At 66.4% G+C, this 23,623-nt stretch carries 28 protein-coding genes; 11 read left to right on the top strand and 17 right to left on the bottom strand.

Annotated features, from left to right (window positions below; translation table 11 throughout):
* The first annotated feature begins 4 nt into the window (after window positions 1–4).
* A complete protein-coding gene (locus FHY55_RS04610; RefSeq protein ID WP_140013066.1) occupies window positions 5–967 on the top strand; it encodes an aldo/keto reductase in 963 nt (320 codons plus the stop codon).
* 15 nt (window positions 968–982) lie between these two features.
* On the opposite strand, the gene FHY55_RS04605 is transcribed toward FHY55_RS04610, so the two are convergent.
* Window positions 983–1,312, bottom strand: a complete 330-nt coding sequence (locus tag FHY55_RS04605; protein ID WP_140013065.1) for an L-rhamnose mutarotase — start codon at window positions 1,310–1,312, stop codon at window positions 983–985.
* A gap of 11 nt (window positions 1,313–1,323) precedes the next feature.
* Window positions 1,324–2,151, bottom strand: coding sequence for an amidohydrolase (locus FHY55_RS04600; protein WP_140013064.1), 828 nt, complete (start codon window positions 2,149–2,151; stop codon window positions 1,324–1,326).
* A gap of 103 nt (window positions 2,152–2,254) precedes the next feature.
* Between FHY55_RS04600 and kduD the strand changes: the two genes are divergently transcribed.
* The 3 genes from kduD to FHY55_RS04585 all read left to right on the top strand — a co-directional run bounded on the left by kduD (window position 2,255) and on the right by FHY55_RS04585 (window position 4,801).
* Window positions 2,255–2,989 carry a 2-dehydro-3-deoxy-D-gluconate 5-dehydrogenase KduD gene (kduD, locus tag FHY55_RS04595; RefSeq protein WP_168222930.1) on the top strand — a complete coding sequence of 245 codons (735 nt, stop codon included), beginning with the start codon at window positions 2,255–2,257 and terminating at the stop codon, window positions 2,987–2,989.
* Between the two features lie 136 nt (window positions 2,990–3,125).
* Window positions 3,126–3,590: a DUF3237 domain-containing protein gene (locus tag FHY55_RS04590; protein WP_140013063.1), complete on the top strand. Its 465-nt coding sequence runs from the start codon at window positions 3,126–3,128 to the stop codon at window positions 3,588–3,590.
* Complete coding sequence (locus FHY55_RS04585) at window positions 3,587–4,801, top strand: AGE family epimerase/isomerase (protein ID WP_140013062.1); 1,215 nt, start codon at window positions 3,587–3,589, stop codon at window positions 4,799–4,801. The genes FHY55_RS04590 and FHY55_RS04585 overlap by 4 nt, the downstream gene beginning before the upstream one ends.
* A gap of 9 nt (window positions 4,802–4,810) precedes the next feature.
* On the opposite strand, the gene FHY55_RS04580 is transcribed toward FHY55_RS04585, so the two are convergent.
* From FHY55_RS04580 to FHY55_RS04560, 5 genes are all read right to left on the bottom strand, one after another.
* Window positions 4,811–5,956 carry an alpha-D-ribose 1-methylphosphonate 5-triphosphate diphosphatase gene (locus tag FHY55_RS04580; RefSeq protein ID WP_254695416.1) on the bottom strand — a complete coding sequence of 382 codons (1,146 nt, stop codon included), beginning with the start codon at window positions 5,954–5,956 and terminating at the stop codon, window positions 4,811–4,813.
* On the bottom strand, window positions 5,956–6,501 hold the full coding sequence (gene phnN / locus FHY55_RS04575; protein ID WP_140013061.1) for a phosphonate metabolism protein/1,5-bisphosphokinase (PRPP-forming) PhnN: 546 nt from the start codon (window positions 6,499–6,501) through the stop codon (window positions 5,956–5,958). Before phnN ends, FHY55_RS04580 begins: the two co-directional genes overlap by 1 nt.
* Window positions 6,498–7,181 (bottom strand): phosphonate C-P lyase system protein PhnL, encoded by a 684-nt coding sequence (gene phnL, locus FHY55_RS04570; RefSeq protein ID WP_140013060.1) that lies wholly within the window; start codon window positions 7,179–7,181, stop codon window positions 6,498–6,500. The genes phnN and phnL overlap by 4 nt, the downstream gene beginning before the upstream one ends.
* 1 nt (window position 7,182) lies before the next feature.
* The gene (gene phnK / locus FHY55_RS04565; RefSeq protein WP_140013059.1) at window positions 7,183–7,953 is read right to left on the bottom strand and encodes a phosphonate C-P lyase system protein PhnK; all 771 of its coding nucleotides are present in this window, start codon (window positions 7,951–7,953) and stop codon (window positions 7,183–7,185) included.
* A gap of 127 nt (window positions 7,954–8,080) precedes the next feature.
* Window positions 8,081–8,911, bottom strand: coding sequence for an alpha-D-ribose 1-methylphosphonate 5-phosphate C-P-lyase PhnJ (locus tag FHY55_RS04560; protein WP_140013058.1), 831 nt, complete (start codon window positions 8,909–8,911; stop codon window positions 8,081–8,083).
* A 47-nt stretch (window positions 8,912–8,958) separates the two neighbouring features.
* On the opposite strand from FHY55_RS04560, the gene FHY55_RS20430 reads away from it, so the two are divergent.
* Both FHY55_RS20430 and FHY55_RS04555 read left to right on the top strand, forming a co-directional pair.
* A complete protein-coding gene (locus FHY55_RS20430; protein ID WP_168222929.1) occupies window positions 8,959–9,123 on the top strand; it encodes a hypothetical protein in 165 nt (54 codons plus the stop codon).
* Window positions 9,124–9,127: 4 nt separating this feature from the next.
* Window positions 9,128–9,349 carry a hypothetical protein gene (locus FHY55_RS04555; RefSeq protein WP_140013057.1) on the top strand — a complete coding sequence of 74 codons (222 nt, stop codon included), beginning with the start codon at window positions 9,128–9,130 and terminating at the stop codon, window positions 9,347–9,349.
* A gap of 7 nt (window positions 9,350–9,356) precedes the next feature.
* On the opposite strand, the gene FHY55_RS04550 is transcribed toward FHY55_RS04555, so the two are convergent.
* From FHY55_RS04550 to phnG, 3 genes are read right to left on the bottom strand one after another with little or no spacing between them, the layout of a single operon-like run.
* Window positions 9,357–10,445 (bottom strand): carbon-phosphorus lyase complex subunit PhnI, encoded by a 1,089-nt coding sequence (locus tag FHY55_RS04550; RefSeq protein WP_140013056.1) that lies wholly within the window; start codon window positions 10,443–10,445, stop codon window positions 9,357–9,359.
* A gap of 4 nt (window positions 10,446–10,449) precedes the next feature.
* Window positions 10,450–11,007, bottom strand: coding sequence for a phosphonate C-P lyase system protein PhnH (gene phnH, locus FHY55_RS04545; RefSeq protein ID WP_140013055.1), 558 nt, complete (start codon window positions 11,005–11,007; stop codon window positions 10,450–10,452).
* Window positions 11,004–11,444 (bottom strand): phosphonate C-P lyase system protein PhnG, encoded by a 441-nt coding sequence (gene phnG, locus FHY55_RS04540; RefSeq protein WP_140013054.1) that lies wholly within the window; start codon window positions 11,442–11,444, stop codon window positions 11,004–11,006. Before phnG ends, phnH begins: the two co-directional genes overlap by 4 nt.
* A 103-nt stretch (window positions 11,445–11,547) precedes the next feature.
* Between phnG and phnF the strand changes: the two genes are divergently transcribed.
* Entirely contained in the window at window positions 11,548–12,276 is a 729-nt protein-coding gene (gene phnF / locus FHY55_RS04535; protein WP_140013053.1) for a phosphonate metabolism transcriptional regulator PhnF, read from the top strand.
* A gap of 3 nt (window positions 12,277–12,279) precedes the next feature.
* Here the strand turns inward: phnF and FHY55_RS04530 are convergent, their stop codons facing one another.
* The 7 genes from FHY55_RS04530 to FHY55_RS04500 all read right to left on the bottom strand — a co-directional run bounded on the left by FHY55_RS04530 (window position 12,280) and on the right by FHY55_RS04500 (window position 21,327).
* Window positions 12,280–12,891 (bottom strand): chloramphenicol acetyltransferase, encoded by a 612-nt coding sequence (locus FHY55_RS04530; protein WP_140013052.1) that lies wholly within the window; start codon window positions 12,889–12,891, stop codon window positions 12,280–12,282.
* Between the two features lie 31 nt (window positions 12,892–12,922).
* Complete coding sequence (gene phnE, locus FHY55_RS04525) at window positions 12,923–14,227, bottom strand: phosphonate ABC transporter, permease protein PhnE (protein ID WP_140013051.1); 1,305 nt, start codon at window positions 14,225–14,227, stop codon at window positions 12,923–12,925.
* Window positions 14,227–15,099, bottom strand: coding sequence for a phosphonate ABC transporter, permease protein PhnE (gene phnE / locus FHY55_RS04520; RefSeq protein WP_140013050.1), 873 nt, complete (start codon window positions 15,097–15,099; stop codon window positions 14,227–14,229). Before phnE (FHY55_RS04520) ends, phnE (FHY55_RS04525) begins: the two co-directional genes overlap by 1 nt.
* Window positions 15,100–15,165: 66 nt before the next feature.
* On the bottom strand, window positions 15,166–16,071 hold the full coding sequence (phnD, locus tag FHY55_RS04515) for a phosphonate ABC transporter substrate-binding protein (RefSeq protein ID WP_140013049.1): 906 nt from the start codon (window positions 16,069–16,071) through the stop codon (window positions 15,166–15,168).
* A gap of 59 nt (window positions 16,072–16,130) precedes the next feature.
* Window positions 16,131–16,979 (bottom strand): phosphonate ABC transporter ATP-binding protein, encoded by an 849-nt coding sequence (phnC, locus tag FHY55_RS04510; RefSeq protein ID WP_140013048.1) that lies wholly within the window; start codon window positions 16,977–16,979, stop codon window positions 16,131–16,133.
* Window positions 16,980–17,168: 189 nt separating this feature from the next.
* Window positions 17,169–20,060, bottom strand: a complete 2,892-nt coding sequence (locus FHY55_RS04505; RefSeq protein ID WP_168222928.1) for a methyl-accepting chemotaxis protein — start codon at window positions 20,058–20,060, stop codon at window positions 17,169–17,171.
* 106 nt (window positions 20,061–20,166) lie between these two features.
* Window positions 20,167–21,327, bottom strand: a complete 1,161-nt coding sequence (locus tag FHY55_RS04500) for an ABC transporter substrate-binding protein (protein WP_140013046.1) — start codon at window positions 21,325–21,327, stop codon at window positions 20,167–20,169.
* A gap of 267 nt (window positions 21,328–21,594) precedes the next feature.
* On the opposite strand from FHY55_RS04500, the gene FHY55_RS04495 reads away from it, so the two are divergent.
* The 4 genes from FHY55_RS04495 to FHY55_RS04480 are packed head-to-tail and all read left to right on the top strand — an operon-like array spanning window position 21,595 to window position 23,579.
* The gene (locus tag FHY55_RS04495; RefSeq protein WP_140013045.1) at window positions 21,595–22,125 is read left to right on the top strand and encodes a DUF2087 domain-containing protein; all 531 of its coding nucleotides are present in this window, start codon (window positions 21,595–21,597) and stop codon (window positions 22,123–22,125) included.
* Complete coding sequence (locus tag FHY55_RS04490; protein WP_140013044.1) at window positions 22,122–22,502, top strand: GFA family protein; 381 nt, start codon at window positions 22,122–22,124, stop codon at window positions 22,500–22,502. The genes FHY55_RS04495 and FHY55_RS04490 overlap by 4 nt, the downstream gene beginning before the upstream one ends.
* Before the next feature lie 40 nt (window positions 22,503–22,542).
* Complete coding sequence (locus FHY55_RS04485) at window positions 22,543–23,100, top strand: permease (RefSeq protein WP_140013043.1); 558 nt, start codon at window positions 22,543–22,545, stop codon at window positions 23,098–23,100.
* Window positions 23,097–23,579 (top strand): hypothetical protein, encoded by a 483-nt coding sequence (locus FHY55_RS04480; protein ID WP_140013042.1) that lies wholly within the window; start codon window positions 23,097–23,099, stop codon window positions 23,577–23,579. Before FHY55_RS04485 ends, FHY55_RS04480 begins: the two co-directional genes overlap by 4 nt.
* Window positions 23,580–23,623: the final 44 nt, after the last annotated feature.

Here is a 23,623-nt window from a genome sequence, read left to right as displayed (position 1 = left end):
CGCGATGCAGCACGCAACACTCGGTAAAGATGGCCCCAAGGTAAGCTCGATCTGCTTTGGCACCTCGGCCCTGGGCGACATGCCCGGCACCTATGGCTACGAGGTCAGCGAAGAGAGGGCGCGGGCCACGTTCCGTGCCATCTTCGACGGGCCCTGCAACTTCCTCGACAGCTCGCGCAACTACGGCTTCGGGCGCTCCGAAGAGCGGATCGGCGCGGCCATCGCCGAACGCGGCGGCCTGCCCGAGGGCTTCGTGCTCGCCACCAAGCTCGACCGTGACATGGAGACAGGCCGCTTCGACGCCGCCCGCGTTCGTCAGTCGGTTGAAGAGAGCCTGACAGCGATGGGCGTCGACCGGGTCGACCTGCTGCACCTGCACGACCCCGAGCACGCCCGCGACCTCGAAGAAATCCGCGGCCCCGGCGGCGCGCTCGACGAACTCTTCAAGCTGAAGGAGGAGGGCATCGCCGACAAGGTCGGTCTCGCGATGGGCCGGCTCGATATGATGTTCCCGCTGGTCAAGGAGCGCCCCTTCGACGTGATCCTCAACCACAACCGCTACACCCTGCTCAACCGCGCCGCCGACGAGATGTTCAGCTGGGCGCATGAGGCGGGCATGACGGTGCTCAACGCCGCGCCCTACGCCGGCGGGGTGCTGGCAAAGGGCTCCACCGTGATGCCGCAAATCACCTACCAGAAGGCCGATGACGAGGCGCTCGCCCCCGTCCGCGCGATTGAAGAGGTCTGCGCCCGCCATCAGGTGCCGGTCGGGGCGGTGGCGCTCCAATTCTCGCTGCGCGACCCGCGCATCACCTCCACCGTTATCGGCGTGTCCAGCCCCGAGCGGGTGGCGCAAACCGTCGGTTGGGCCGAATGGGATGTGCCCGAGGCGGTTTGGGAAGAGCTGGCAGGCCTCGGCTATTCCACCGAAGACCCGGAGGCCAACCGCGAGTATAACCCGGGATGAGCGCGCGGGGCCGGCTCAGGGCAGGTGAAACACCTGCTCCATCCCGGCCCACCACTCGCCCTCGGCGCGGCTCTCCAGCGGGCGCTGCATCGGCCCGCACACGGCCCACCACTCCCGCGTCACCGGATCGGCAGCGATAGCCTCCATATCGGCCTCGAAATCGCTGCCGACATATTCCCAATATCCAAACATCAGGTTTTCCGGCTCGCGCAGGAAGATCGAATAGTTGGTGATGTTGGAGGCCTTGATCCGCTCGGCCACCTGCGGCCAGATCTCGGCATGCAAGCGTTTGTATTCAGGGATATTTTCAGGCGCAATCCCGATGACAAAACCCATTTTTTGCATCCCTGCTCTCCCTAGTCTTCCAAGCCGTAAAACCGCCGCGCCGTGCCGCCAAACACCGCTGCCCGCTCTTGGGCCGAAAGCCCGCGCGTCAGCATCTGTGCCGCCTCGAACCAGCGCTTATAATCGCCCACCAGTTCCAGCACCGGCCAGTCGCTGCCCCACATCACCCGCTCCGGGCCAAAGGCCTTCAACACATGGCCTGCCACCTCTCGCAAGCCCTCCGCGCTCCATCCCGGCCCATACTCATTGGCCAGCCCGGAGAGTTTGCAAAACACGTGGCCATGCGCGGCCAGCCGGTCCATTCCCGCGCGCCACTCCGCCCCCGGATCGCTGCCCGAGAACACCGGCTTGGCGCAATGGTCGATCACCACCGGAAGCTCTGGCAGGTCTGCCACGAACCGCTCCAGCATCGGCAGGTGGCGCGGCGTGACCAGCGCATCAAACCGCAGCCCAGCCCGCGCAACATAGCGCAGCCCTTCGATCACGGCCGGGCGCAGAAGCCAGTCGGTATCTTCGATATCTTGCAACATCGGGCGCAGGCTCTTCAGCGCCGGGTGAGAGATGCGGGCAAGCTGGCCGGGCACATCGCCTTCAAGGTCAACCCAGCCAACAACGCCCTGCACCAACGGGGTGTCATCCGCCAAGGCCAGCAAATATTCGGTTTCTTCAACCGTCGGCGCGGCCTGCACCAGCACCGTGCCGCCCACCCCACAGGCGCCCGCCATGGGGGCCAGATGCTCGGGGCCGTAATCCTTCGCAATCGCGGCCACGCTCTCGTCAAGCCAACCGTAGTCGCCCCGCTCGACCTGCCAGAAATGCTGATGCGCGTCGATGATCATGGCGCTCCTCCTCGGCGCCACGTTTTCCGGCCTGCGCGGCACTGTCAACCGGCGTTGCCATTCACACGGCGCATGGCCATGGTGCGCCCGGACGGAGGATATGATGAACGACAGATTTTCACTCGAAGGCCGCAAGGCGCTCGTCACAGGCGCAAATGCCGGAATCGGGCAGGCCATCGCCGTTGGCCTCGCCCGCGCCGGGGCCCATGTCACCTGCGCCGGACGGCGCGGCTGCGATGAAACCCTCGCGATGATCGGCGGCAGCGCCGATGAGATGCGGCTCGATTTCGCCGACCCGATGGCCGCCCGTGATGTCTTCACCGGGACGGGCTATGATATTCTGGTCAACAACGCCGGCATCATCCGCCGCGCCGATGCAACTGACTTCACCGAGGAGGATTGGGACGCGGTGATGGACGTGAACCTGAAGGCGCTCTTCTTCACCTGCCAGTCCTTCGCCAAGGCCGCACTCGCCGAGGAACGGCCCGCCAAGATCATCAACATCGCCTCGCTGCTGAGCTTTCAGGGCGGCATCCGCGTACCCTCCTACACCGCCTCCAAGCACGGCGTCGCCGGGCTGACCAAGCTCATGGCCAACGAATGGGCGGCGCAGGGCGTCAACGTCAACGCCATCGCGCCGGGCTATATCGAAACCGCCAACACCGAGGCCCTCCGGGCCGATCCCGCCCGCAACGCCGCCATCCTCGAGCGCATCCCCGCAGGCCGCTGGGGCCAGCCCGAGGACATTGCCGATACCGCCGTCTTCCTCGCCGCGCCCGCGTCAAACTACCTGCACGGCGCGGTCATCAACGTCGACGGCGGCTGGCTCGCGCGGTAGGCCAGCGCGCTCGTCCGCCCGTCGAGCCGTCCTCGCGGCGGCCACACCGAGCGAAGAGACGGCAAAGCCGTGGATGAGCCCGCCCGCTTTCCCTCCCCCAACTCCGCCGCTAGTCTCGCACCTCAGGAGACCGCCGATGTATTTCAACGCCCCGCCCCTCACCCACGCCTTTGACCTCACCGTCGAGCTTGACCCCATCATCGAGATGGGTCCGGGCCGCGCCGGGCAACGCCGGATCATCCCCATCATCGGCGGCACCGTCACCGGCGAGCGGATCAGCGGCGAGGTGCTCAACCTAGGTGCCGACTGGCAAACCATCTTCGAAGGCGGACTGGCCGAGCTCGATACCCGCTACGCCATGCGCACCCATGACGGCGCGGTGATCGAGATCATCAACTTCGGCCTCCGCCACGGCCCGCCCGAGGTTATGGCCCGCGTCGCGGCGGGCGAGGATGTCGACCCGATGGAGTATTACATGCGCACCCATTGCCGCCTCGAAACCGGCGATCCGCGCTACGCATGGGTCAACAAACAGCTCTTCATCGGCATCGGCGGACGCCGCGCCACCCGCGTCGAAATCTCGCTCTACGAGCTGTCATGACCCCCGGCCCGGAAAATGCCCCCGGCTTCTGGCTCGACACGCCAGAGCACCGCACTTGGCTCGCGGAAGACGCGCGCAAGCAGTTCGCCTTCTTCCGCACCGCCCTGCGCCCCGAAGGCGGCTTTCATACGCTGGAATGGAACGGCACCCCCCGCCCCGACCCGCTGCAAGAGCTGCATTGCACCACCCGCATGATCCACAGCTATGCGCTGGCCGAGCTCTGCGGCGTGGGTGGTGCGGAAATGGTGGAGCACGGCATGCGCTACCTCGCCGAAGGCCACCGTGACGGTGAAGGTTGGGCGTGGGGCGTGGAAGGGCAGACCCCGGTGGATCGCCGCCGCATGGGCTATGGCCACGTCTTTGTGCTGCTCGCGGCCTCATCGGCCCATCTCGCAGGCCACGAGGACGCTCCCGCGCTGATCGACGCCGCCACCGAGGTGCTTGAGCAGCACTTCTGGGAAGATGGCCCCGGCCTGATCGGCCCCGACTTCGGGCCAGACTGGCAACCTCTCGACGCCTATCGCGGCATGAACGCCAACATGCACGGAGCCGAGGCGCTGATGGCCGCCTTCGAGGCCACGGGGCGCGAAGACTATCTGGAAAAGGCAGGCAGCATCCTGTGGTTTTTCCTTGGACTGAAGGCCCCGGCCTACGGGTATCGCATCCCCGAACATTACTTCACCGACTGGACGGTCGACGCCGAGCACGATGGCGACCCGATGTTCCGCCCCGCCGGCACCACCCCCGGCCACAGCCTCGAATTCGCCCGCCTGCTGCTCCAACACTGGGATCTGGCAGGCCGCCCCGACAGCGGCGCGCCCGAAACCGCCCGCAAGCTGGTAGAGCGGGCGCTGGCCGATGGTTGGGCCGAGGCGGGCGGGCTGCACTATACCGTCAGCCTTGGCGGCGCCCCCCTGCTGCGTGACCGCTACTGGTGGCCGGTGACAGAAGGGATCGGCGCGCTCGCCTCGCTCATCAAGCTGGAGCGCCGGGAGGAGGATGAAATCTGGTATCGCAAGCTATGGAGCTTCGCGGCAGAGCATTTCATCGACCACGAGCGCGGCGGCTGGTATCCCGGCCTCGATGCGGCGGGCCAGCCCACCGAAACCCAGTTCAAGGGCAAGCCCGACATCTACCACGCACTTCAGGCCACGCTCTACCCGCTGGCCCCGGGCCTCTCCCGGCAAGGCACCACCCTGCCCGCCCTCTGAGTGGCTGCCTCAAGCCACGCGGCGTCCGTGGCTCCAGACCGCGCGGATCACCGGCGTGTCGCCCAGCATGGTCACCCGCACCAAATCGGCCTTCAGCCCCGGCGCGATCCTGCCCCTGTCGGCCAGCCCGGTGGCGCGTGCCGGGGTGGCGGTGACACAGGCGATGGCGCGAGGCAGATCGTCCCACAGCCGCGCAAGACGGAAGGCAGAGGTCAGCAGAGCCGAGGGCACGTAATCGGACGAAACGATATCAAGCAAGTCGGCCTCCGCCAGCGCCTGCGCCGCCACGTTGCCGGAGTGCGAGCCGCCCCGGATGAGGTTGGGTGCGCCCATCATCACCGCAATGCCGTGGGCCTTGCAGGCCTGCGCCGCCTCTTCCGTGGTCGGAAACTCCGCCAGCCGAATGCCATAGCCCGCCGAGGTCGCCACATGAGCCTCGGTGGTGTCGTCATGGCTGGCCAGCACCGCCCCAAATCGCCCGGCCGCTTTTACCGTGGCTGCCTCATGCTTCTCGCCATGGGCCGCACGCAGCGCCCTGAGGTTGGCCACATGCTCCTCCCACTGCACTTCGGTTAGGCTGCGCTTGCCCTTCACATAGGCCTTCAGCTTGCTCATATCGCGAAACTGCCGCTGCCCCGGCGTGTGATCCATCAGGCTGACAATGCCCACCCGATCCTCTGGGCCAAAAGCCTCCAACTCCTCGGCCAGCGTGGCCGAGCAGACCTCGGCCCGAAGGTGCAAAAAATGGCTTATCCTCAGCGCCCCCGCACCGCGCAGCGCCATCAGCTCCGAGGCCAGCCCTCGGGCATAGGGCTCGTAGCCGCCGTGCTCGCTGGGCACGGAGCCCACGCGCATGGCGTCGAACACCGTGGTTATGCCAACGCTGGCCAATTCGCCGTCATGGGCGAGGATGGCAGCGTCATGGGGCCAGTCCACACCGGGGCGGGGCTGGATGTGGCGCTCAAGGTTGTCGGTGTGCAACTCGATCAGGCCGGGGATCAGCAAATCCCCACCCATATCCTCGCCCCGCACCGGGCCGGCAGCCACATCGACAATCTCGGCACCCTGCATCCGCACATGCCCCTCCACCACCTCGCCATCCAGCACGAGGCGGGCGTTTGTAAGCACGGTGTCTGCAGGGGCGGGCATATCCATCACGGGGTTGTCTCCTTGAAGTCGAGCGCGGTGAGGAGCTTGGCAACAGACTCCTCCAGCGGGCCGGAATTGTCGATGGTCGTCACATCGAGCCCGGCGGGAAGTGGCAGATCGGCGCGCGCCAGCCGCGCCTCGATCTGGGCGATGGTCTCGCGGCCACGGGCCATGAGCCGGGCGCGCAGCGTGGCCTCACTGGCCGTAATGTGGAGCACGCGCAGGCCCGGAAAAGCAGCGGTAGCGGCCTCCAGCATGGCGCGGGAGCCGTTGAACAACACGCAATCACCCTGCGCCACGCGCTCTGCTGCCGCGCGCGGGATGCCGTAAGAGAGGCCGTGGGCCGACCAGCTCAGCGCAAAGCCCCCCTCGGCGCGAAGCTGGCGAAAACTGTCTTCACTGACGGGTCGGTGATCCTCGCCCGCCCCCACCGCCCGGGTGACGACACGGCGCACAAGATGAATGCCCGGGCGAGCAGCTTGGGCCGCCGCCATCAGCGTATCCTTGCCCGCACCGGATGGGCCGACAACGGCAAAGATGCGCCCGCTCATGCCACCCTCGCCGGGGTAAAGCCGGTCACGTCAACCACCCGGTCGCAAACCCGGTCGCGCGCCTCCTCATCGTGGAAGATCCCCACGATCGCCGCGCCCCGCGCCTTGGCCTCCTCGATCAGGGTCAGCACCACCTCGCGGTTGGTGGCATCGAGCGAGGCGGTCGGCTCATCCAGCAAAAGCGCCGGAAACCCGTGGGCAAAGCCGCGCGCAATATTCACCCGCTGCTGCTCTCCGCCCGAGAAGGTGGTGGGCGACAGCCCCCAAAGCGTGCGCGGAATGTTAAGCCGGGTCAGCAGCTCTTCGGCCCTCTTCAGGGCCTCATCGCCCGGACGCCCCAGTGCCAGCAACGGCTCGGCCACCACCTCGCGGGTGGGCACCCGGGGCACAACGCGCAGGAACTGGCTGACATATCCAAGCGTCTCTCGCCGTAGCGCAAGGATCTCACGCGGCTCGGCCCGCGCCACATCGGTGCGGCCCACCCGGATCGAGCCCGAAGCCGCAAGGTAATTGCCCCAGATCATCCGCATCAGCGTGGACTTGCCCGCCCCCGACTGCCCGGTCAGCGCCACGCATTCGCCCGGCGCGACCGAAAGCGAGGCCCCCCGCATCACCTCAATGCTCGCGCCGCCCTGATTGTGCAGGGTGAAGCTCTTGGAAACGTTCCTGATTTCAATCATGTCACACCTGCAAAACTGAGCTGACAAGCAGCTGGGTGTAGGGGTGCTGCGGATCATCCAGCACCTGATCCGTCAAGCCGCTTTCCACCACCCGGCCCGATTTCATCACCATCAGGCGGTGGGCCAAAAGGCGCACAACGGCGAGATCATGGGTGACGATCAGCGCCGAAAGCCCCATTTCACGCACGAGCCCGCGCAACAGGTCGAGCAACCGCGCCTGTACGCTCACATCCAGCCCGCCCGTCGGCTCATCCATGAACACGAGGCGCGGGCCGGTGACGAGGTTGCGGGCGATCTGGAGGCGCTGCTGCATGCCGCCAGAGAAGGCACGCGGGCGGTCGTCTATCCGGTCTTCGGTGATCTCCACGCGCCCCAGCCAATCAGCCGCCGTCTCGCGAATTTCACCGTAATGCCGCGCGCCAACCGCCATCAGCCGCTCGCCCACATTGCCGCCCGCGCTCACGCTCATGCGCAGCCCGTCGCGCGGGTTCTGATGCACAAAGGCCCAATCGGTGCGCGAGAGCATGCGCCGCTCAGGCTCGCTCATCCGCACCGTGTCAAGCGGGCCTTCAGCGCGGGTGTCAAAGGTGACGGAGCCTGTATCGGGCGTCAGATGCCCGGCGAGGCAGGAGAGCAGCGTGGATTTACCAGAGCCGGATTCTCCAACGATCCCCATGACTTCGCCGGGATACAGATCAAAGCTGACATCGGTGCAGCCGATGCGCGCACCATAGGTCTTGCGAATGTCGCGGACGGCGAGAAGGGGGGTCATGGTCTGGCGGTCCTTCTGGTGGCGAGCGTCGGAATGGGGGGCCAGCCACCGTCGCCACTGGGCTCGAACCAGTGGCGCCAAAGTGGCGCCCCCCCCGGGAATATGTGCAGCAAGAAAATGGAACAGGTCATGCTGCGGCCTCCTGACGTGCGCTGCAATAATCGGTGTCGGAGCACACGAACATGCGGCTGCCGGCGTCATCGGTGATGATCTCGTCAAGATAGGTATCGGGCGCGCCGCAGAGGGCGCATTCATGGGGGGCCTTGCTGGCCTCGAAGGGGTGATCTTCAAAGTCGAGGCTGACGACCTGCGTATAGGGCGGGATGGCATAGATGCGCTGCTCGCGGCCCGCGCCAAAAAGCTGGATCGCGGCCATCTCCAGCTTCGGGTTGTCGAACTTGGGGATGGGCGACGGGTCCATCACGTAGCGGCCCTCCACCTTCACCGGATAGGCATAGGCGGTGGCGATCTCGCCGTGGCGGGCGATGTCCTCGTAGAGCTTCACATGCATCAGCCCGTAGTCCTCCAGCGCATGCATCCGCCGGGTTTCGGTTTCGCGCGGTTCAAGGAAGCGCAGCGGCTCGGGGATTGGCACCTGGTAGACGAGGATCTGCCCCTCGGTGAGCGGCGTTTCCGGAATGCGGTGGCGGGTCTGGATCACCGTTGCCTCCGTGGTGCGCTCGGTGGTGCCCACCCCCGCCGTGCGCTCAAAGAACTTGCGGATGCTCACCGCATTCGTCGTGTCATCCGCGCCCTGGTCGATCACCTTGAAGCAATCCTCGGGCGTCAGGCAGGCCGCGCTCACCTGCACCCCACCGGTGCCCCAGCCATAGGGCATGGGCATTTCGCGGCTGGCGAACGGCACCTGATAGCCCGGCACCGCCACCCCCTTGAGGATCGCCCGGCGGATCATCCGCTTGGTCTCTTCATCGAGATAGGCAAAGTTGTACTCGTTCATCAGGGCCTCCCTTGCTCGCTCTGCCCCACGCGGGCTATATCCCCGTCATGGAGCCTGTTCACATCACCCTGCTCGCCTTGTTCGGTACCGGCCTTGTGCTGATCCTCGTGGTGCTGCTGAAGCCCCGCAAGGACCGCACCTATCGTGACACCCGCAACCTCGATACCACCTCCCATCTGACAGATGGCGGCAGCACCGGCAGCGGGGTCTGAGCCTATGCCCGCCAACAACCCCCGCCTCCGGCTCCGCCTCTTCGCCCTCATCGCGCTCTTCGCCGCACTCGCCGTGGGCGTCGGCCTGCCGCTGTTCCTCAAGGCGCAGGGCGGCACCGTGGCCGATCCGGAGGGGCTTCGGTCGATGCAGTTTGCCATCCTCGGCGGAGGCATCGGGCTGGCCATTGCGCTCTTCGTGATGAGCTTTTTCAGCAAAAAAGGGTGAGCCCGGCTCATTCTGCCGCCTCCTTGTGGCGCGCCGCCTGCGCCTCGGCCCGCAACCGACGGACAAGTTCCAACTCAGACTGAAAGTCGACGTAATGGGGCAGCTTGATGTGCTCCAAGAAGCCCGTGGCTTGAATGTTGTCGCTGTGGGCGATCACAAATTCCTCGTCCTGCGCCGGTGCGCCAAGGTCATCCTCTCCCAGCTCTTCCCAGCGCAGTGCCCGGTCCACCAGCGCCATCGAAATCGCCTTGCGCTCGGTCTGGCCAAACACCAGCCCGTAGCCGCGGGTAAATTGCGGCGGCTCAGTCTTGCTGCCGGTGAACTGGTTCACCGTTTCGCACTCCGTCAGCACCACCTCGCCGATCTCCACCGCAAACCCCAACTCGGGGATCTCCATTTCCACCGGCACCGCACCAATGCGCAGCTCGCCCACAAAGGGGTGGTTACGCCCGTAACCGCGCTGGGTGGAATAGGCCATCGACAGCACAAACCCCTCATCGCCCCGCGTCAGCGCCTGAAGCCGCATCGGGCGCCCGGCCGGAAACTCCAGCGGTGCGCGGGTCAGGTCGGGGGGGCACTCATCGCTTACCGCCTCCTGCTGGATCAGCCCGTCACGGCCCAACATCTCGGTCACGCGCGGCATCGGGGCCTCGCTGGCCTCCCCCTCCCGCGCCACCGGCGGCTCGCCCTCGGCGGCCAGCGCAAAGTCGATCAGCCGATGGGTATAGTCAAAGGTCGGCCCCAGCACCTGCCCGCCCGGCGCATCCTTGAAGGTGGCGCTGATACGCCGGTCGCAGGCCATCTCGCCCGTCTCCACCGGCTCGGCTGAGCCAAAGCGCGGCAGGGTGGTGCGATAGGCGCGGATCAGGAAGATCGCCTCGATCAGATCCCCCCGCGCCTGCTTGATCGCCAGCGCAGCAAGGTCCGGGTCATAAAGCGAGCCCTCGGCCATCACCCGGTTCACCGCCAGCGCCATCTGCTCACGGATCTGCGCCACGCTGAGTTCGGGCACCGCCACATCGCCACGCCGCTCCTCGGCCAGCCACGCATGCGCCGCGTCAATCGCCCGCTCGCCGCCCTTCACCGCAACATACATCGCCCTAGCCCTCCACTCGGGTGCTGCGGGGCAGGCCAGCCAGGCGGCTCCCTGCGCAAAAGATAAAATCCAGCCCCAGCGGAAACAGCGCCCGGTTGGCGCGGTGGGCCTCCGGGTCGGGCAGGGTCAGCCGGGCCTCGGTTTCAATCCCCGGCCCGGTGAGCCTTGCCCCCTCATTGGCCAACTCGTCGACCTCAACAATCAACGTGGCCGAACGATCAGGATACTCCGCCGTGCCCTTGGCGAAGCCATCGAGCGGCGCGAGGGCCGCCCAGCCACCCAGCGCAAACATCGCCGCATCGCGCGCCACCACCGGGGCGCCGGTGTGGAAGGCGAGCCATTGGCGCAGCGCCGGGCTGTCCACGTCCTCGGCCAAAAACACAGGCGTCGTGCCATCAACCAGCGTGAGCACCACCACCGAACCCGCCACCGACAGGCCCGGGGCCTGTGCGCCCGCCACGGTCTCGATCCGCCCGGGCCGGGCCATCGCCTCCAGCACGGCGCGGAAGGCGCGGCTGGCCTCGGCAGGCGCATGGACAAATCCGCCATCCAGCGCGTTCATGCGTCCTCCCCCCGAACCAGCGTGAAAAATTCAACCTTCGTGGCCGCCGCCCGGGCCGCACGCGCCTTGCGCGCCTCCGCCCGGGCCGCGGCCAGCGGGGCCAGAACATGGCGCCTGACATCGCCCGCCCGCCCCGTTTGCATCAGCGCGTCACAAAGCGCCGCCCGCTCGGCATGGGCCGTGTCTCGACCCTGCACATAGGCGTGGCCCACCTCGCCGCTCTCCAGCTTCAGCGCACAGCGCGTCACCGTGATTTCACCGAGGTTGAACGCCGCGCCAGTGCCGCCCATCCGACCGGGCACCATCACCCCGCCCACCTCCGGGCGGCGCAGCCAGTTGAAGCCGGGCAGCGCGCCGAGCCGCTCCACCGCATCTGCCAGCGCCGCCGGTTTCGCGGTCGCCAGAGTGCCCATCCATGCCTTGCGTTCATCGCTCATGAGACAACTTGCCGATTTGTCTAGGAATCTATACAACTAGACAAATCATAGGCCCGAGTCGCCCAGCGCGTCCAGTGCCGTTTCATGAAGTTTCGGTAACACCATGGCCCGCACCCCCGCACGAACCCCCGTCTGGAAGTCCATCGCCGCCACGCTTGAAGGCGAGATCGCGCAAGGCCTCTACCGCGCGGGTGACAAGCTGCCCACCGAGGCTGCGCTGTCCTCGCGCTTCGGGGTCAACCGGCACACGGTGCGCCACGCGCTGGCCTCGCTGGCCGAGGCGGGCGTGGTGCGCTCCCGGCGCGGGGCCGGGGTGTTCGTCGAGGCTCCGCCCACCGAATATCCCATCGGCCGCCGCGTGCGCTTTCACCAAAACATCCGCGCCTCGGGCCGCCTGCCCGAAAAGCGCGTGCTACGGGTGGAAACGCGCCCTCCAACCAAACCCGAGGCGGCGGCTCTGGGGCTGGAGCGGGAGGCGCAAGTGATTGTTTACGAGGGGCTTTCGCTCTCTTCCGGCAGCCCCATCGCCCATTTCACCTCCACTTTTCCCGCCGCCCGCTTCCCCGGCCTCGCCGATCAGCTCGCGCAAACATCGTCCGTCACCGAAGCCCTGCGCCGCGAAGGCCTGTCTGATTACATCCGCGCCGAAACCCGCCTTACGGCAGAACGCGCCAGCCCCACACAGGCCCTGCACCTCGGCCTGCGTGAAGGCGACCCGCTGCTCAAGACAACAGGCCTAAACCGAGACCTTGAAGGCCGCCCGGTGGAACATGGTGAAACCTGGTTTGCCGGAGATCGCGTGGTGCTGACCGTCGCCCATGACGAGGGCTGAAGCCTACGCGTATTTCTCCAAGAACGCCTCGGCCTTCAGCCCACGAAAATCGTCCAGCGCCGCCCGGATCGCCTCATGCGACCAATCCCACCACGCCAGCGCAATCAGCCGCTCGGCCACGTCCTCGGGCTGGCGGCGGCGCAGCAGCCGCGCCGGGTTGCCCGCGACGATCTCGTAAGGGGCCACATCCTTCGTCACAATCGCGCCTGCCGCCACCACCGCGCCGTGGCCCACCGTCACCTCGGGCTTGATCATCGCGCCATGGCCGATCCACGTGTCATGCCCAATGGTGGCCCGGCGTGCGCGGCGGGCCGAAAACCACCCAGCATCGCGCTCGGCATCCTCCCAAAGGTCATCGGAGCGATACATGAAGTGGTGCAACGCGGCCCGGTCCAGCGGATGATCCGTCGCCCCCACCCGCACGAAGCTGGCAATATTGGCAAACTTGCCCACGCTCGCATTGGCAATGTCACAGTACCGGTCGCAGTAGGAATAATCGCCAAACTCCGACCACGCCACCCGGCTGCCGCGCTTCACCTCGCAATAGCGCCCAAAGGTGGAGCCCTCGATGTCGCACTCCGGCTCGATCACCGGCTCAAACTCATTCAGCCTCATGGCAAAACCCTCGCGCGGCGCCGCCACGCCGTCAATCACCCCGGATCAGCCGCCGCCTGAGCCAGCCCGAGAGGCTGTCCATCGCCATCACCATCAGCACCACGAGGACGATGTAATAGGTCACCTCTTCCCAGTCCTTCTGGGTGATCATCGCCTGCGTCAGCAACAGCCCGATCCCGCCCCCGGTAATCGCCCCGATGATCGTGGCGCTGCGGGTGTTGGATTCAAGGTAATAGAGCACTTGGCTCAGCAGCACCGGCGCCACCTGCGGGATCACGCCAAAGCGATACCGATGCAGCCGCGCCGCCCCGGTGCTGGCCACGCCCTCAATCTGCTTCTTGTCCACGTTCTCCAGCGCTTCCGAGAACATCTTGCCAAAACTCCCGGTGTCGGTGAGCAAAATGGCAAGGCTTCCGGTCAACGGCCCTGGCCCAAAGGCGCGGGAGAGCACAATCGTCCAAATCAGCCCGTCCACCCCGCGCAAAAAGTCAAACACCCGGCGAAAGGCAAAGCGCACGGCGGCCAGCGGGGCAAAGTTTTTCGCCGCGAGGAAGGCAATCGGCAGAGAGATCAGCGCTGCGCCGAAGGTGCCGAGAAAGGCCATCAGCACCGTCTCAAACATCGCCCAAGCCACCGCCGCATGCATCCACATCGGGTTCTGCCAAAAGTCATGCCACGCGCCCGCAAGGTTGCCCCGCGCAGGGTCGATCTGCTCACCAAACAAAATGCTGCCCAGCCCGTGCCCGTGATAGGGGCTGTCGAGCGTGAAGAAGAACAGCTCCCACCCGCCAAAGTAACGGAAGGTTTCGGTGCGAGACCGGGTAAAGGTCAGCCGCGCGCCGGGCAACGTCACCTGAAGCCGCGAGTTAGAAACCGACACATAGTCGGGCAAAGGCTCCGACAGGTTCGTCACCACCCGCCGCCCATCAAGCCGCGCCTCAATGGTGCGCTCGCCCGGGATCACCAGCTCAACCGCATTGCCGGGCAGGAAGCTGGCCACCCGGCCCCGGCCAAGGTCCACCACCGTCACCTCGCCCGCGCTGCTCACCCACTCGGGCCGCTCGCCCTCGGGGTAGGCCCCCTTGCGCTCGCCCTCCACCGCATAGCTCATCTCGCCATTGCGGTTGTCGCGCGTCACATGGGTCTTGTAGCTCCACGTATCCCGCAACAGGATCTGCGCGTTTTCCGGGCGAGCGCGGTCGATCAGGCCGGGCACGTCGAAGGCAAAGAAGATGTACACGAAGTACAGCAAGATCAGCCCCGGAACGGCGAAGGCCAGCAGCGTCTTGCGGTTCACGGAGGCCTCGGCCTCGGCGTAGCGTGCGGCGAGGTCCATCAATGCGCTCCCGGGCCAGACAGCTTGTGTCGGGCATAGCTGGACAGCTGGTCAAAAAACACAATCGTCAGGAACAGCAGGATGAAGATCGCCGCCGCCTCGTCAAACTTGCCCTGCCCCCAGCTCATCGCGTTCTTCAACTCGTAGCCAATGCCGCCCGCGCCCACAAAGCCAAGGATGGCCGAGGCGCGAATGTTGATCTCAAAGCGCAGCAGCGCATAGCTCAGCCAGTTCGGCGCCACCTGCGGGATCACCCCCAGCCACATCCGCTGGGTCCACGTCGCCCCCACCGAAGACAGCCCCTCCACCGGCTTCAGGTCGGCATTCTCCGCCACTTCGCTGAACAATTTGCCCAGCGCCCCGGCGGTGTGAAACGCAATGGCGATCATCGCAGGGACCGGCCCGCCGCCGAGCACGAAGATCAGCATCAGCGCAATCACGATCTCGGGCACGGCGCGCATGACGTCCATCGCGCGGCGAAACAGCGGAATGGCGCGGGGCCAGCGGGCAAGGCCACGGGTGGCAAGGAGCGAAAACACCATCGCACCCACCGCGCCCAACAGGGTCGAGACGGCGGCGATGTTGATGGTTTCCACCAGCGCGGGCAGATAGGTCAGCAGATGCTCGGGCAGCAGGTGCAGCCGCGGGATCGTGTCGGCCACCACGTCTGCCGGGAAGTCGAAGATATGCGGCAGCCCGTTCCAGAACCCGCCCGCATTGCGCTCATCGGCAAGCATGAAGCCAGACACCATGAGCAGCGCAAACACCGCCAGCGTGATCCCGCCATAGAGGCGGCGCTTCTGCACAAGCGCGAGATAATGCGCGCGGGTGGTCTCCAGCCCCTGAGGGCCATGCTGGGAGATATCTGCCATGGGGCTGCCTTGAAAAAGAGGTGGCCCCGCCCGGTGGTCGGGCGGGGCCTTCTGCGGCGGGGCCGCTTAGTTGCTCTTCGCCTGACGTGCGGCGACGATGCTTTCGTAGGCGGAGTGGTCGATCGGGTCGAAGCCAAGGCTCTCACCGGCGGAGATGTTGTAGGTGCACTCCTTGTCGGCCTCATACATGCCGTCGATCAGCGCGGTCATCTTGGTCTTCACCTCTTCGGGCAGCGCGGTGCGCAGCACGATCGGGCCTTCGGGGATCGGCTTGGAGCGCCAGATTTCAACCAGATCGTTCATGTCGACGAGGCCGGCATCCACCGCCTTGCGCAGCGCGCCGGAGTTGAAGCCGTCTTCCCATTCGCCCTGGCCGTCGGCCCAGGTCACACCGGCGTCAATGTCACCGTTGTTAACGGCAACGATGGTCTGCTCGTGGCCGCCGGTGAATTTGACTTCACCGAAGTATTCGCCCGATTCCATGGTGATGCCTTCACCAGCAGTCGGGATCTCGACCGAGGGGATCAAGTAGCCGGAGGTGGAGTTGGGGTCACCAAAGCCAAAGACCTTGCCCTGCATGTCTTCCAGCGAGGTCACGCCGCTGTCTTTGCGGGCAAAACCGATGGAATGGTAGCCATAGGAGCCGTCGAGGTTGATCTTCACCAGCACCGGGGTCACGGCTTCCGGGTCTTGCAGGTGCACGCCGGCATAGGCCGAAGCGCCGAGCCAGGCCATGTCGAGCGTGCCGCCCAGCAGGCCCTGCATCACGCCGTTGTAGTCTGCCGGGGCAAAGAGCTTGACGGGCACGCCCAGCGCTTCTTCGGTGTAGTTCTTCAGGCACTCGTGGTTGTTCATCCGGTCCTGGGCGTTTTCGCCGCCAAGGATACCGATGTTGAACTCGGTGATGTCCTGCGCGGTGGCAGCGCCAGCGAGGGCCGTGGTGGCAAGGGCGGCAGCAATGAGGTGTTTCATCTGTCTCTCTCTTTTCCGGTTTGGTCGTGCCCCTTGTTTTTGCGGGGCGGTTTGGAAACTCAGGCGCTGATCGGAGGGCTTTCCATCTCGTCAGCGCGCGGGTGGGTGGCTCTGTCGGGCGTGGCCGCGTCGAGGCTTTCGATTTCGGTCGAGGTCGCCGCCTCGCTGAAGTTGGCGTCAGCGCCATAGATCTCGCGGGCCATGTCGGTGGTGAGCTGCTCGGGCAGCCCGTCAAACACGATGCGGCCATCGCGCATGCCAATCACCCGGTCGCAGTAGCGCCGCGCGGTGTCGAGCGTGTGCAGGTTGGCAATGACGGTCCGGCCGTCTTCCTCATGGATCCGGCGCAGCGATTGCATCACGACTTGGGCATTCATCGGGTCGAGCGAGGCAATCGGCTCGTCGGCAAGGATGATCTTCGGGTCTTGCATCAGCGCCCGCGCGATGGCGACGCGCTGCTGTTGTCCGCCGCTCAGGGCTTCGGCCCGCTTGGGGGCCTGTTCGGCAATGCCGAGCCGGTCGAGAATGTCGATAGCGCGGTGAATATCGGCCTGCGGATAGAGGTTGAACAGGGTCGAGAACGTGGAGCGGCGGCCAAGCGTGCCATGCAGCACGTTGGACACCACATCCATCCGCGGCACGAGGTTGAACTGCTGAAAGATCATCGCGCAATCGGCCTGCCAGGCCCGGCGGGCCGCGCCCCTCAGGCTGGTCACATCGCGCCCCTCAAAGGCAACCGACCCGTCCGATGCGTCCGTCAGCCGGTTGAGCATGCGCAAAAGCGTCGATTTGCCCGCGCCGGAGCGGCCGATGATCCCGATCATCATCGGCTTATCGACGCTGAAGCTGGCAGCATTCACGGCCGTATTGGCGCCAAAGCGCCGTGTCAGCTTGTCGATGACGAGCATGCAGTCCCCCGAAACAGTCGGGGGCAGGTAGCAGGCTGGCGACGAAGCCTGTGTGACGGTGTTGTTAAGGTTTTATGACGCGCGGTTCATGGCGCAGGCCCAATGTGGCCGACGCGGCTGAGCGCAGGCCTTATGTGGCCGGCGCGGGTGGCCGCGGGCCCAATGTGGCCGGCGCGGCTGGGGGCAGGCTTACGCGCTGCGCGCGAAGGGAACAGGGATTCGGCTGGCCTCGCTTTCGTGGATCTCTTCAAATGCCACGGCTGCTGGTGGCGCCTCCGGCGCAGAAGACGGGCTTCGCCCGGTGGCCCCTTCGGGGTGGCTTTCGGTGGCCGCGCCTTGCGGCGCGGCGGCGTCGCTCGTGCGAAAGCGTGCGGAAAGATCAAAGAGGGTGCGGGCTTCCTCGGTCAGCAGTTGGCTGGAGGCGGCGGATTCTTCGAACATGGCCGCGTTATCCTGCGTGGCCTGATCCAGTTGGGCAACAGCGAGGCTGATTTCGCGCACCCCGGACGACTGTTCGTTGGCAGCCCCTGCAATGGCCGTGATCTGCTCCGAAACATCGCTCACCAGATCAAGGATCCCGTTGAGCGCGTCACCCGCTTCGCCAACCTGGGCGACCCCGCGGGTGATCCGATCCCGCGTGGCATTGATGAGATCGTTGATTTCCTTCGCGGCATCCGACGAGCGGTGGGCGAGCGAGCGCACCTCCATGGCGACCACGGCAAACCCCCGGCCCTGTTCCCCCGCGCGTGCGGCCTCAACGCCCGCATTCAAGGCGAGCAGGTTGGTCTGAAAGGCGATGTCGTCGATCAGATCGACAATCTTGGAGATCGCCGCAGAGGAGGCTTCCACTTCGGTCATGGTTTCCACCGCGCCGTGCACCGTGGTCTGGCTGGTCTTGGTGTTGTCCCGGGTGATCTGCATGATCCTGTCGGCCTCGCGGGCGCGGTCGGCGGTGGAGCCGGCGCTTTCGCTCAACTGAGCAACGGCAGCGCTGGTCTCTTCCAGCGTGGCGGCGCTGTTTTCGGTCCGGCGGGCAAGATCCTTGGCGGCGGCGCTGATATCCTGCGAGGTGGTGTTAACGATCCCGGCGCTCGCCGTCAGCGCAGTGATGAGCTCTGCGAGGGTCTCCACCGCCGCGTTGAAGTTGCGGCGCAGGCTCTCGTAGGTGCCGGCAAACTCGGTGTCGATCGTCACCGTCAGGTCGCCTGCGGCAAGCTGGTCGAGCGCGGTCGCCAGCCGGTCAACCACCTGCTGCTGCTCGGCGGCCCGGGCCTGGCGCTCTTCTTCGGCGGCGGCTCGAATCTTCTCTCGTTCCTCGGCCTCGGCGGCTTCGCGGGCGCGGGCCTCTTCCTCGCGCTGGCGCTCCGCCGCGCGGGCTTCTTCTTCACGTGCCCGCTCTCGCGCCTCTTCTTCGCGCTGGCGCTGGCGCTCTTCGGCAGCCCGCGCCTCCTCGGCGGCCTGCATGCTCTGGCGTTCGATCATGCCATCCCGAAACACCTTGAGCGCCATGGCCATGCGGCCGATTTCACCGCCTGTCTTGTCAAAGCCTTCAACCGGCCCGAGATCCCCACGCGAAAGCCGCTCCGTGGCCTGCGTAACGCGCGCCATTGGCCGCAAAATGAGCCACCATGTAAACACCGGGGCCGCCAGCAGCAGGATGAGGCTGGCAAGGGCGATGGTGCTGAACTGGCCGCGCGCAGTGTCAGCACGCGTCAAAATACCTTCGCTGCCCGTCACCACGGCCGAAACCGCCTGTGCAGCATTGCCGCGTGCGGTGTCGACGATGCGGGCGATCGCCTCTCCCGAGGCATTCGAGCGAGCGGAGGCCTCGGACTGGGCTTCGAGCATCCGGCGGCGGGCTTGCACCACCCCGTTGCCGGTTGCCACGATGGCATGGATGTCATCGAGGATTGCCGCAAGCGCTTCCGGCAACTCCCGGCCGGCAAGCACGTCATCGAGATGGTGCAACGCCCCATCAACGGCGCTCTGTGCCCCGGCGGCTGCATTGGCGTCCTGCGCGGCAACGCCGAGCAGGGCCTTTGCCAATACCGCCTTGATCGAACTGTCAATTTCCGCAGCATCGCGCATCCGATTCACCTGAACATCAAGCAGCGTGCGGATCGCCGCCTCATTGCCGGTTGCAGCCTCTTCCGCCTCAACAGCCAGCTCAAAACTCACGTCGTCGATCGCGCTGCTAAGGGCCGCCGCGGTCGCCTGCCGCAAAGCCAAGACCTCTTGCCGCAAGTCCGCCCGTTGATAGTCTTTCTGTTCCTGCCGCTCCCGAAAGAACTGACCGGCGGCGGTGATCTGCGCCATGTGGTCGCTCGCCACCGCATCGTCCGGCAGGCTCAAGGTAGCGGCCTCCAACTCGGCCAGGCTGGCAGATGCGAGGTCTCCAAGGATCACTTCAACAAACATGTCGGGCTCGTCCGCCAGCACGAGGGTGAGGCCGCTCAACAGGTTGATCTCCGCGCGCACCCTCATCAGGGCCGTCATCCGCTTGAACTCATCGTTCACCAGTGCATTCAGGGTCGAGGTCACGGTTTCAACGGTCTCTTCCCCGCCGATCTGCAGCTCGAAGTAGGAGTCATCGGCCAAACCCACCAGCTCGCCGTTTGCGTCTTCCGACAGCGCCACGAAGCCCGAAACCATCTCTCGCACCCTCGCCCGCTCGCGCATGCTGCGCTCCAGCGATCGGATCATTGCGGCATTGGCGATATCGAGGTCGGCCAACAGCCGGTCAATCTCGGCTTCGGCGTCTGCCGAGAGGTGCTGCGCCGCGGCCTTCAAGGCACCTACATGCTCTTGCAGCCGGGCTGACGCCTGCTCAAGCGCCTCCGGGTCCTCGGCGAGGAGCACATCGGTCATCGCGCCCTGAACCGCCCCGGTGCTGGCCGTCACCTCCACGCTGGCTTCGATACCGGGCAGGTTCTCGTCAATGAAAACACGCAACGCGTCGGAGAGCGCCCCGAACACGAGCAGGCCAATCACCAGGGCCGCCGAGGTCATGGCACCCAACGCCAGCAGGATAACGGCGAATTTGGCGGCGATGCTGCCGGTGAGGGCTTTGATGCGTGTCACGCTGGGTCTCCTTGGCTTGGGTGGGCGATGCGCTGTCGTTGAGAGGTCAAAAGCCGCCCTCACGCGCAAGACGTCAGGGCAGCTCGTCGTTCTGGCTGGTGCGCGGTCAGGAGCCGCCGCCGCTGACCACGGTTTCAAACCCGCCATCACCGGTGATCCGGGTGAGGAAAACCGTGTCGAGGCCCTGATTGTCGCCCTCGCCGAAGTCAAAGCCGAGGCCGCCGAGGTCGAAACTGCCAAGCCCGGCCAGCGCCGCAAGATAGCTCTCGCGGGTCACATCCTTGCCCGCGGCCTGCAGCGCACGCAGCGCCACCCGGCCTGTCAGGTAGCCTTCCAGCGTCACGAAGCCCGGCTCTGCCTCGGGGTTCGCGGCAGCCATCGCGGCCTGATACTCGGCAACGATGGGCAGCGACTCATCCCACGGGAAGGGCACCACCTGGCTGATGATCACGCCTTCGCCCGCCTCGCCCAACTCGCGGGCCAGCGCCTCGGAGCCGACGAAGGATATGTTCACGAAGGTCGGCTCAAACTTCAGCTTCTTCGACAGCTTGATGAACTCGGCAATCGGCTTGTAGGCGCCCACCATCACCACGGCATCGGGCTTGGCCTTGCGGATATCGAGCAGCGCGGTTTTCACCGCGACGGTGTTCCGGGTGTAAGTGCCTGTTGCCGCAAGGCTCATGCCCCGCTTCTCCAGCGCCGCCGTTACCCCCTTCAGGCCAACCCGGCCAAAGCCATCGTCCTGATAAAGGATCGCAATGTTCTTCATGCCCTGCTCATCCACCAGATAGGCGATCCAGGCTTCTGTTTCTGCCGCATAGGTGGCCCGCACGTTGACCACGTTGGTCAGTTCCGGGGCCCGGAGAAAGCCCGCTCCGGTGAAGGGCCCGATGTAGGGCACCTGCGCAGCGGTCGCCTCGGGCTGGGTCGCCAGCGCGGTGGGTGTGCCGACCGCGCCGATGAGGCCGATATGCGCCGCGCCTTCGATCACGTCGAGCACATGGGCCACCGAACGATCCGGCTCGTAGCCATCATCACGACTGTCCAGCGTGACCTTGCGGCCATGCACGCCGCCTGCGCGATTGGCCTCTTCGAAGGCCGCCGCGATACCATCGCGCATGCCCTGCCCCAGCGCCGCTGCCGGTCCTTCCATCGCGGCCACCTGGGCGAAGTGAACGGCATCGGGCTCCACCCCATCCTTGGCGGCAAGGGGGGCAGATGTCATCAGGGCAACAAGCGGGGCGGCGAGGGTAAGCAGGCGTCTCATCAAACTCTCCAGAAAGGAATTGGGCTTGCCCGCCCCTACCATCCGGCGGCTTAAGGAAAGGTTCACAGCCAAGCCAAAACCCCGCCGACTTGCCTCCAAAGCGCAGCCGCGCTACCTCTTTCGAAGGGCAGGCTGCTGCCCAGGCGTCGCTGTGCCCCTCCGGGCAAGCTGAAAGCAGCCCTTCACATCCCGCGTGCCCTGCCTCACCAGCGCCGCGTCGTAAGCCAGCGACCACGACAGCCTGACCGGCGCGCCCGAGGATATGTCATGCCCAAACCCTCCGTTCCGCTCTCCGTGCCGGATATCTCGGCCTTTGCCCGTGCCCTTGCCCGCCAGCTCGACGCGCCCCCCGGCCACCAGAGCCTTCTCAACATGCTGGCGCGCGCTGCGGGCTTCAGGAACTACCAGCACCTGAACGCCGCCAACACCGCCCGAGCCCGGCTTGAAGAGCCGCCCCAGCCCCCCGCCGACCATCGTCAGGTTGAACGCGCGATGGCGCAGTGGGACGAGGCCGCACGCCTGCGCCAGTGGCCCGCGCGCCGCGCCGTGCAAGAGCTCTGCCTCTGGGCGCTTTGGGCGCGGCTCCCCGCCGGGACAACCCTGCACGAACGCGATGTGAACGGCGCGCTGAACCTCGCGCATTGCTTCGACGATGCCGCCATCCTGCGGCGCTCGCTCATCGGAATGGGCCTGCTTGCCCGCAATACAGACGGCACCGATTATCGCCGCTTAGAGAAGGCCCCGCCCCCCGAAGCCCGGGCGCTGATCGGCCACCTCTCGGCCCGGCTGGCGGCATGAGCCCCCATAGCGGCGCGTGTCTCTGCGGTGCCATCCGCTTCACCGTGGATGGCACCCTGCCCGCCCCGACCGCCTGCCACTGCAGTCGCTGCCGCAAGCAATCGGGCCACTATGAGGCCTCCACCGATGTGCCCAAGGCCGCGCTGCGCGTCACTGGCACGCCCAGCTGGTTCGCCTCTTCCGCCAAAGCCCGGCGCGGCTTCTGCCCGACCTGCGGTGCCACCCTGTTCTTCGACCCGCTGCACCACGAGTGGATCGGGGTCAGCATGGGCGCTTTCGAAGGGCCAACGGGCACGCGGCTGGCCCGGCATATCTTCACCGGCGCGAAAGGCGACTACTATGACATCGCCGACGGGCTGCCTCAAAACCGCGAATAGCGGTTGCAGGCGGGCGCAGCAGCGCCGACAAACGCCGCAGATGTCAGACGATCCCACATCCGAGGCCCCGCCCCGCCGCAAAATCATCGACGGCGGCTTTCTGGTGCTGCTCGCCGTCACCCTTCTGGCGGGCGGGCTGGTGGCGGCAAAATACGGCGCGGCCCATGCGGTGGCGACGGCGGTGGGTGCGCTGGGGTTTCTCGCGGTGCTGCTGCCCAAGGTCGGCGCGGGGCTCTTCGTCGCCGCCGCCATCCCCCTTCTGCTCCCGCGTGAGAAGGTCTCGGCCCTGATCGGGCAGGAAAGCGGCTGGCGCGGGCTCTTGCTGGCCTCTGCGGCGGGGGCGCTGCTGCCGGGCGGACCGGGGATGACCTATCCCCTCGCCGCCGCCCTCTTCGTCGCCGGGGCCGATATCGGGGCCACACTGGCGTTCATCACCGGCTGGTCCCTGCTGTCGCTCAACCGCACCTTGATCTGGGAGCTGTCGTTTCTCGACTGGCACCTCGTCGGCCTGCGCGTGCTGCTCTGCCTGCCCGCCCCACTCGTGGTGGGCCTCGCCGCCCGCGCCGTCCTCGGCAGACGCACAAGGCAGCGCCCATGAACATCCTCATCGGCACCATCCTGCTCTGGGGACTCGTCGCACTGACATGGGTCAAGCTCGCCTCCCCGGCCCGCCGCCGCACGGCGCTCACGGCCACCGCAAACCTCGCCGCCTTCACCCTGCCCCGGCTCTTCGTGGCGATGATCGGCGCGGCCCTGCTGGCCGAGCTGATGCCCGCCGACCGGATCGAGCAGCTCTTCGGCCGCGACGCAGGCCTCCGCGCCCTGCTGCTCGCCACCCTGCTCGGCCCGATCACCCCGGGCGGCGCCTTCGTCAGCTTCGCGCTTGCCGCCGCGGCCCTGAAAGTCGGCGCAACCCCGGCCGCCGCGCTCACCTATGTCACCTCGTGGAGCCTCTTCTCGCTGACCAAGCTGCTGGCCTACGAAATGCCCTTCATGGGCGCACGCACCATGGCGCAGCGGCTGGCGCTCTCCCTGCCCATCCCGCTCGTCGTCGGGGCCATCGCCAGCCTGTTCTGAGGCGCACCGCCGCCCCCCGCACAGGCCCGGCTTGATTGCCCCGC

Source organism: Oceanicola sp. D3 (assembly GCF_006351965.1).
Taxonomy (GTDB): Bacteria; Pseudomonadota; Alphaproteobacteria; order Rhodobacterales; family Rhodobacteraceae; genus Vannielia.
Note: the sequence above shows the minus strand (reverse complement) of the source record. Positions and strands in the feature narration are given on the sequence as shown.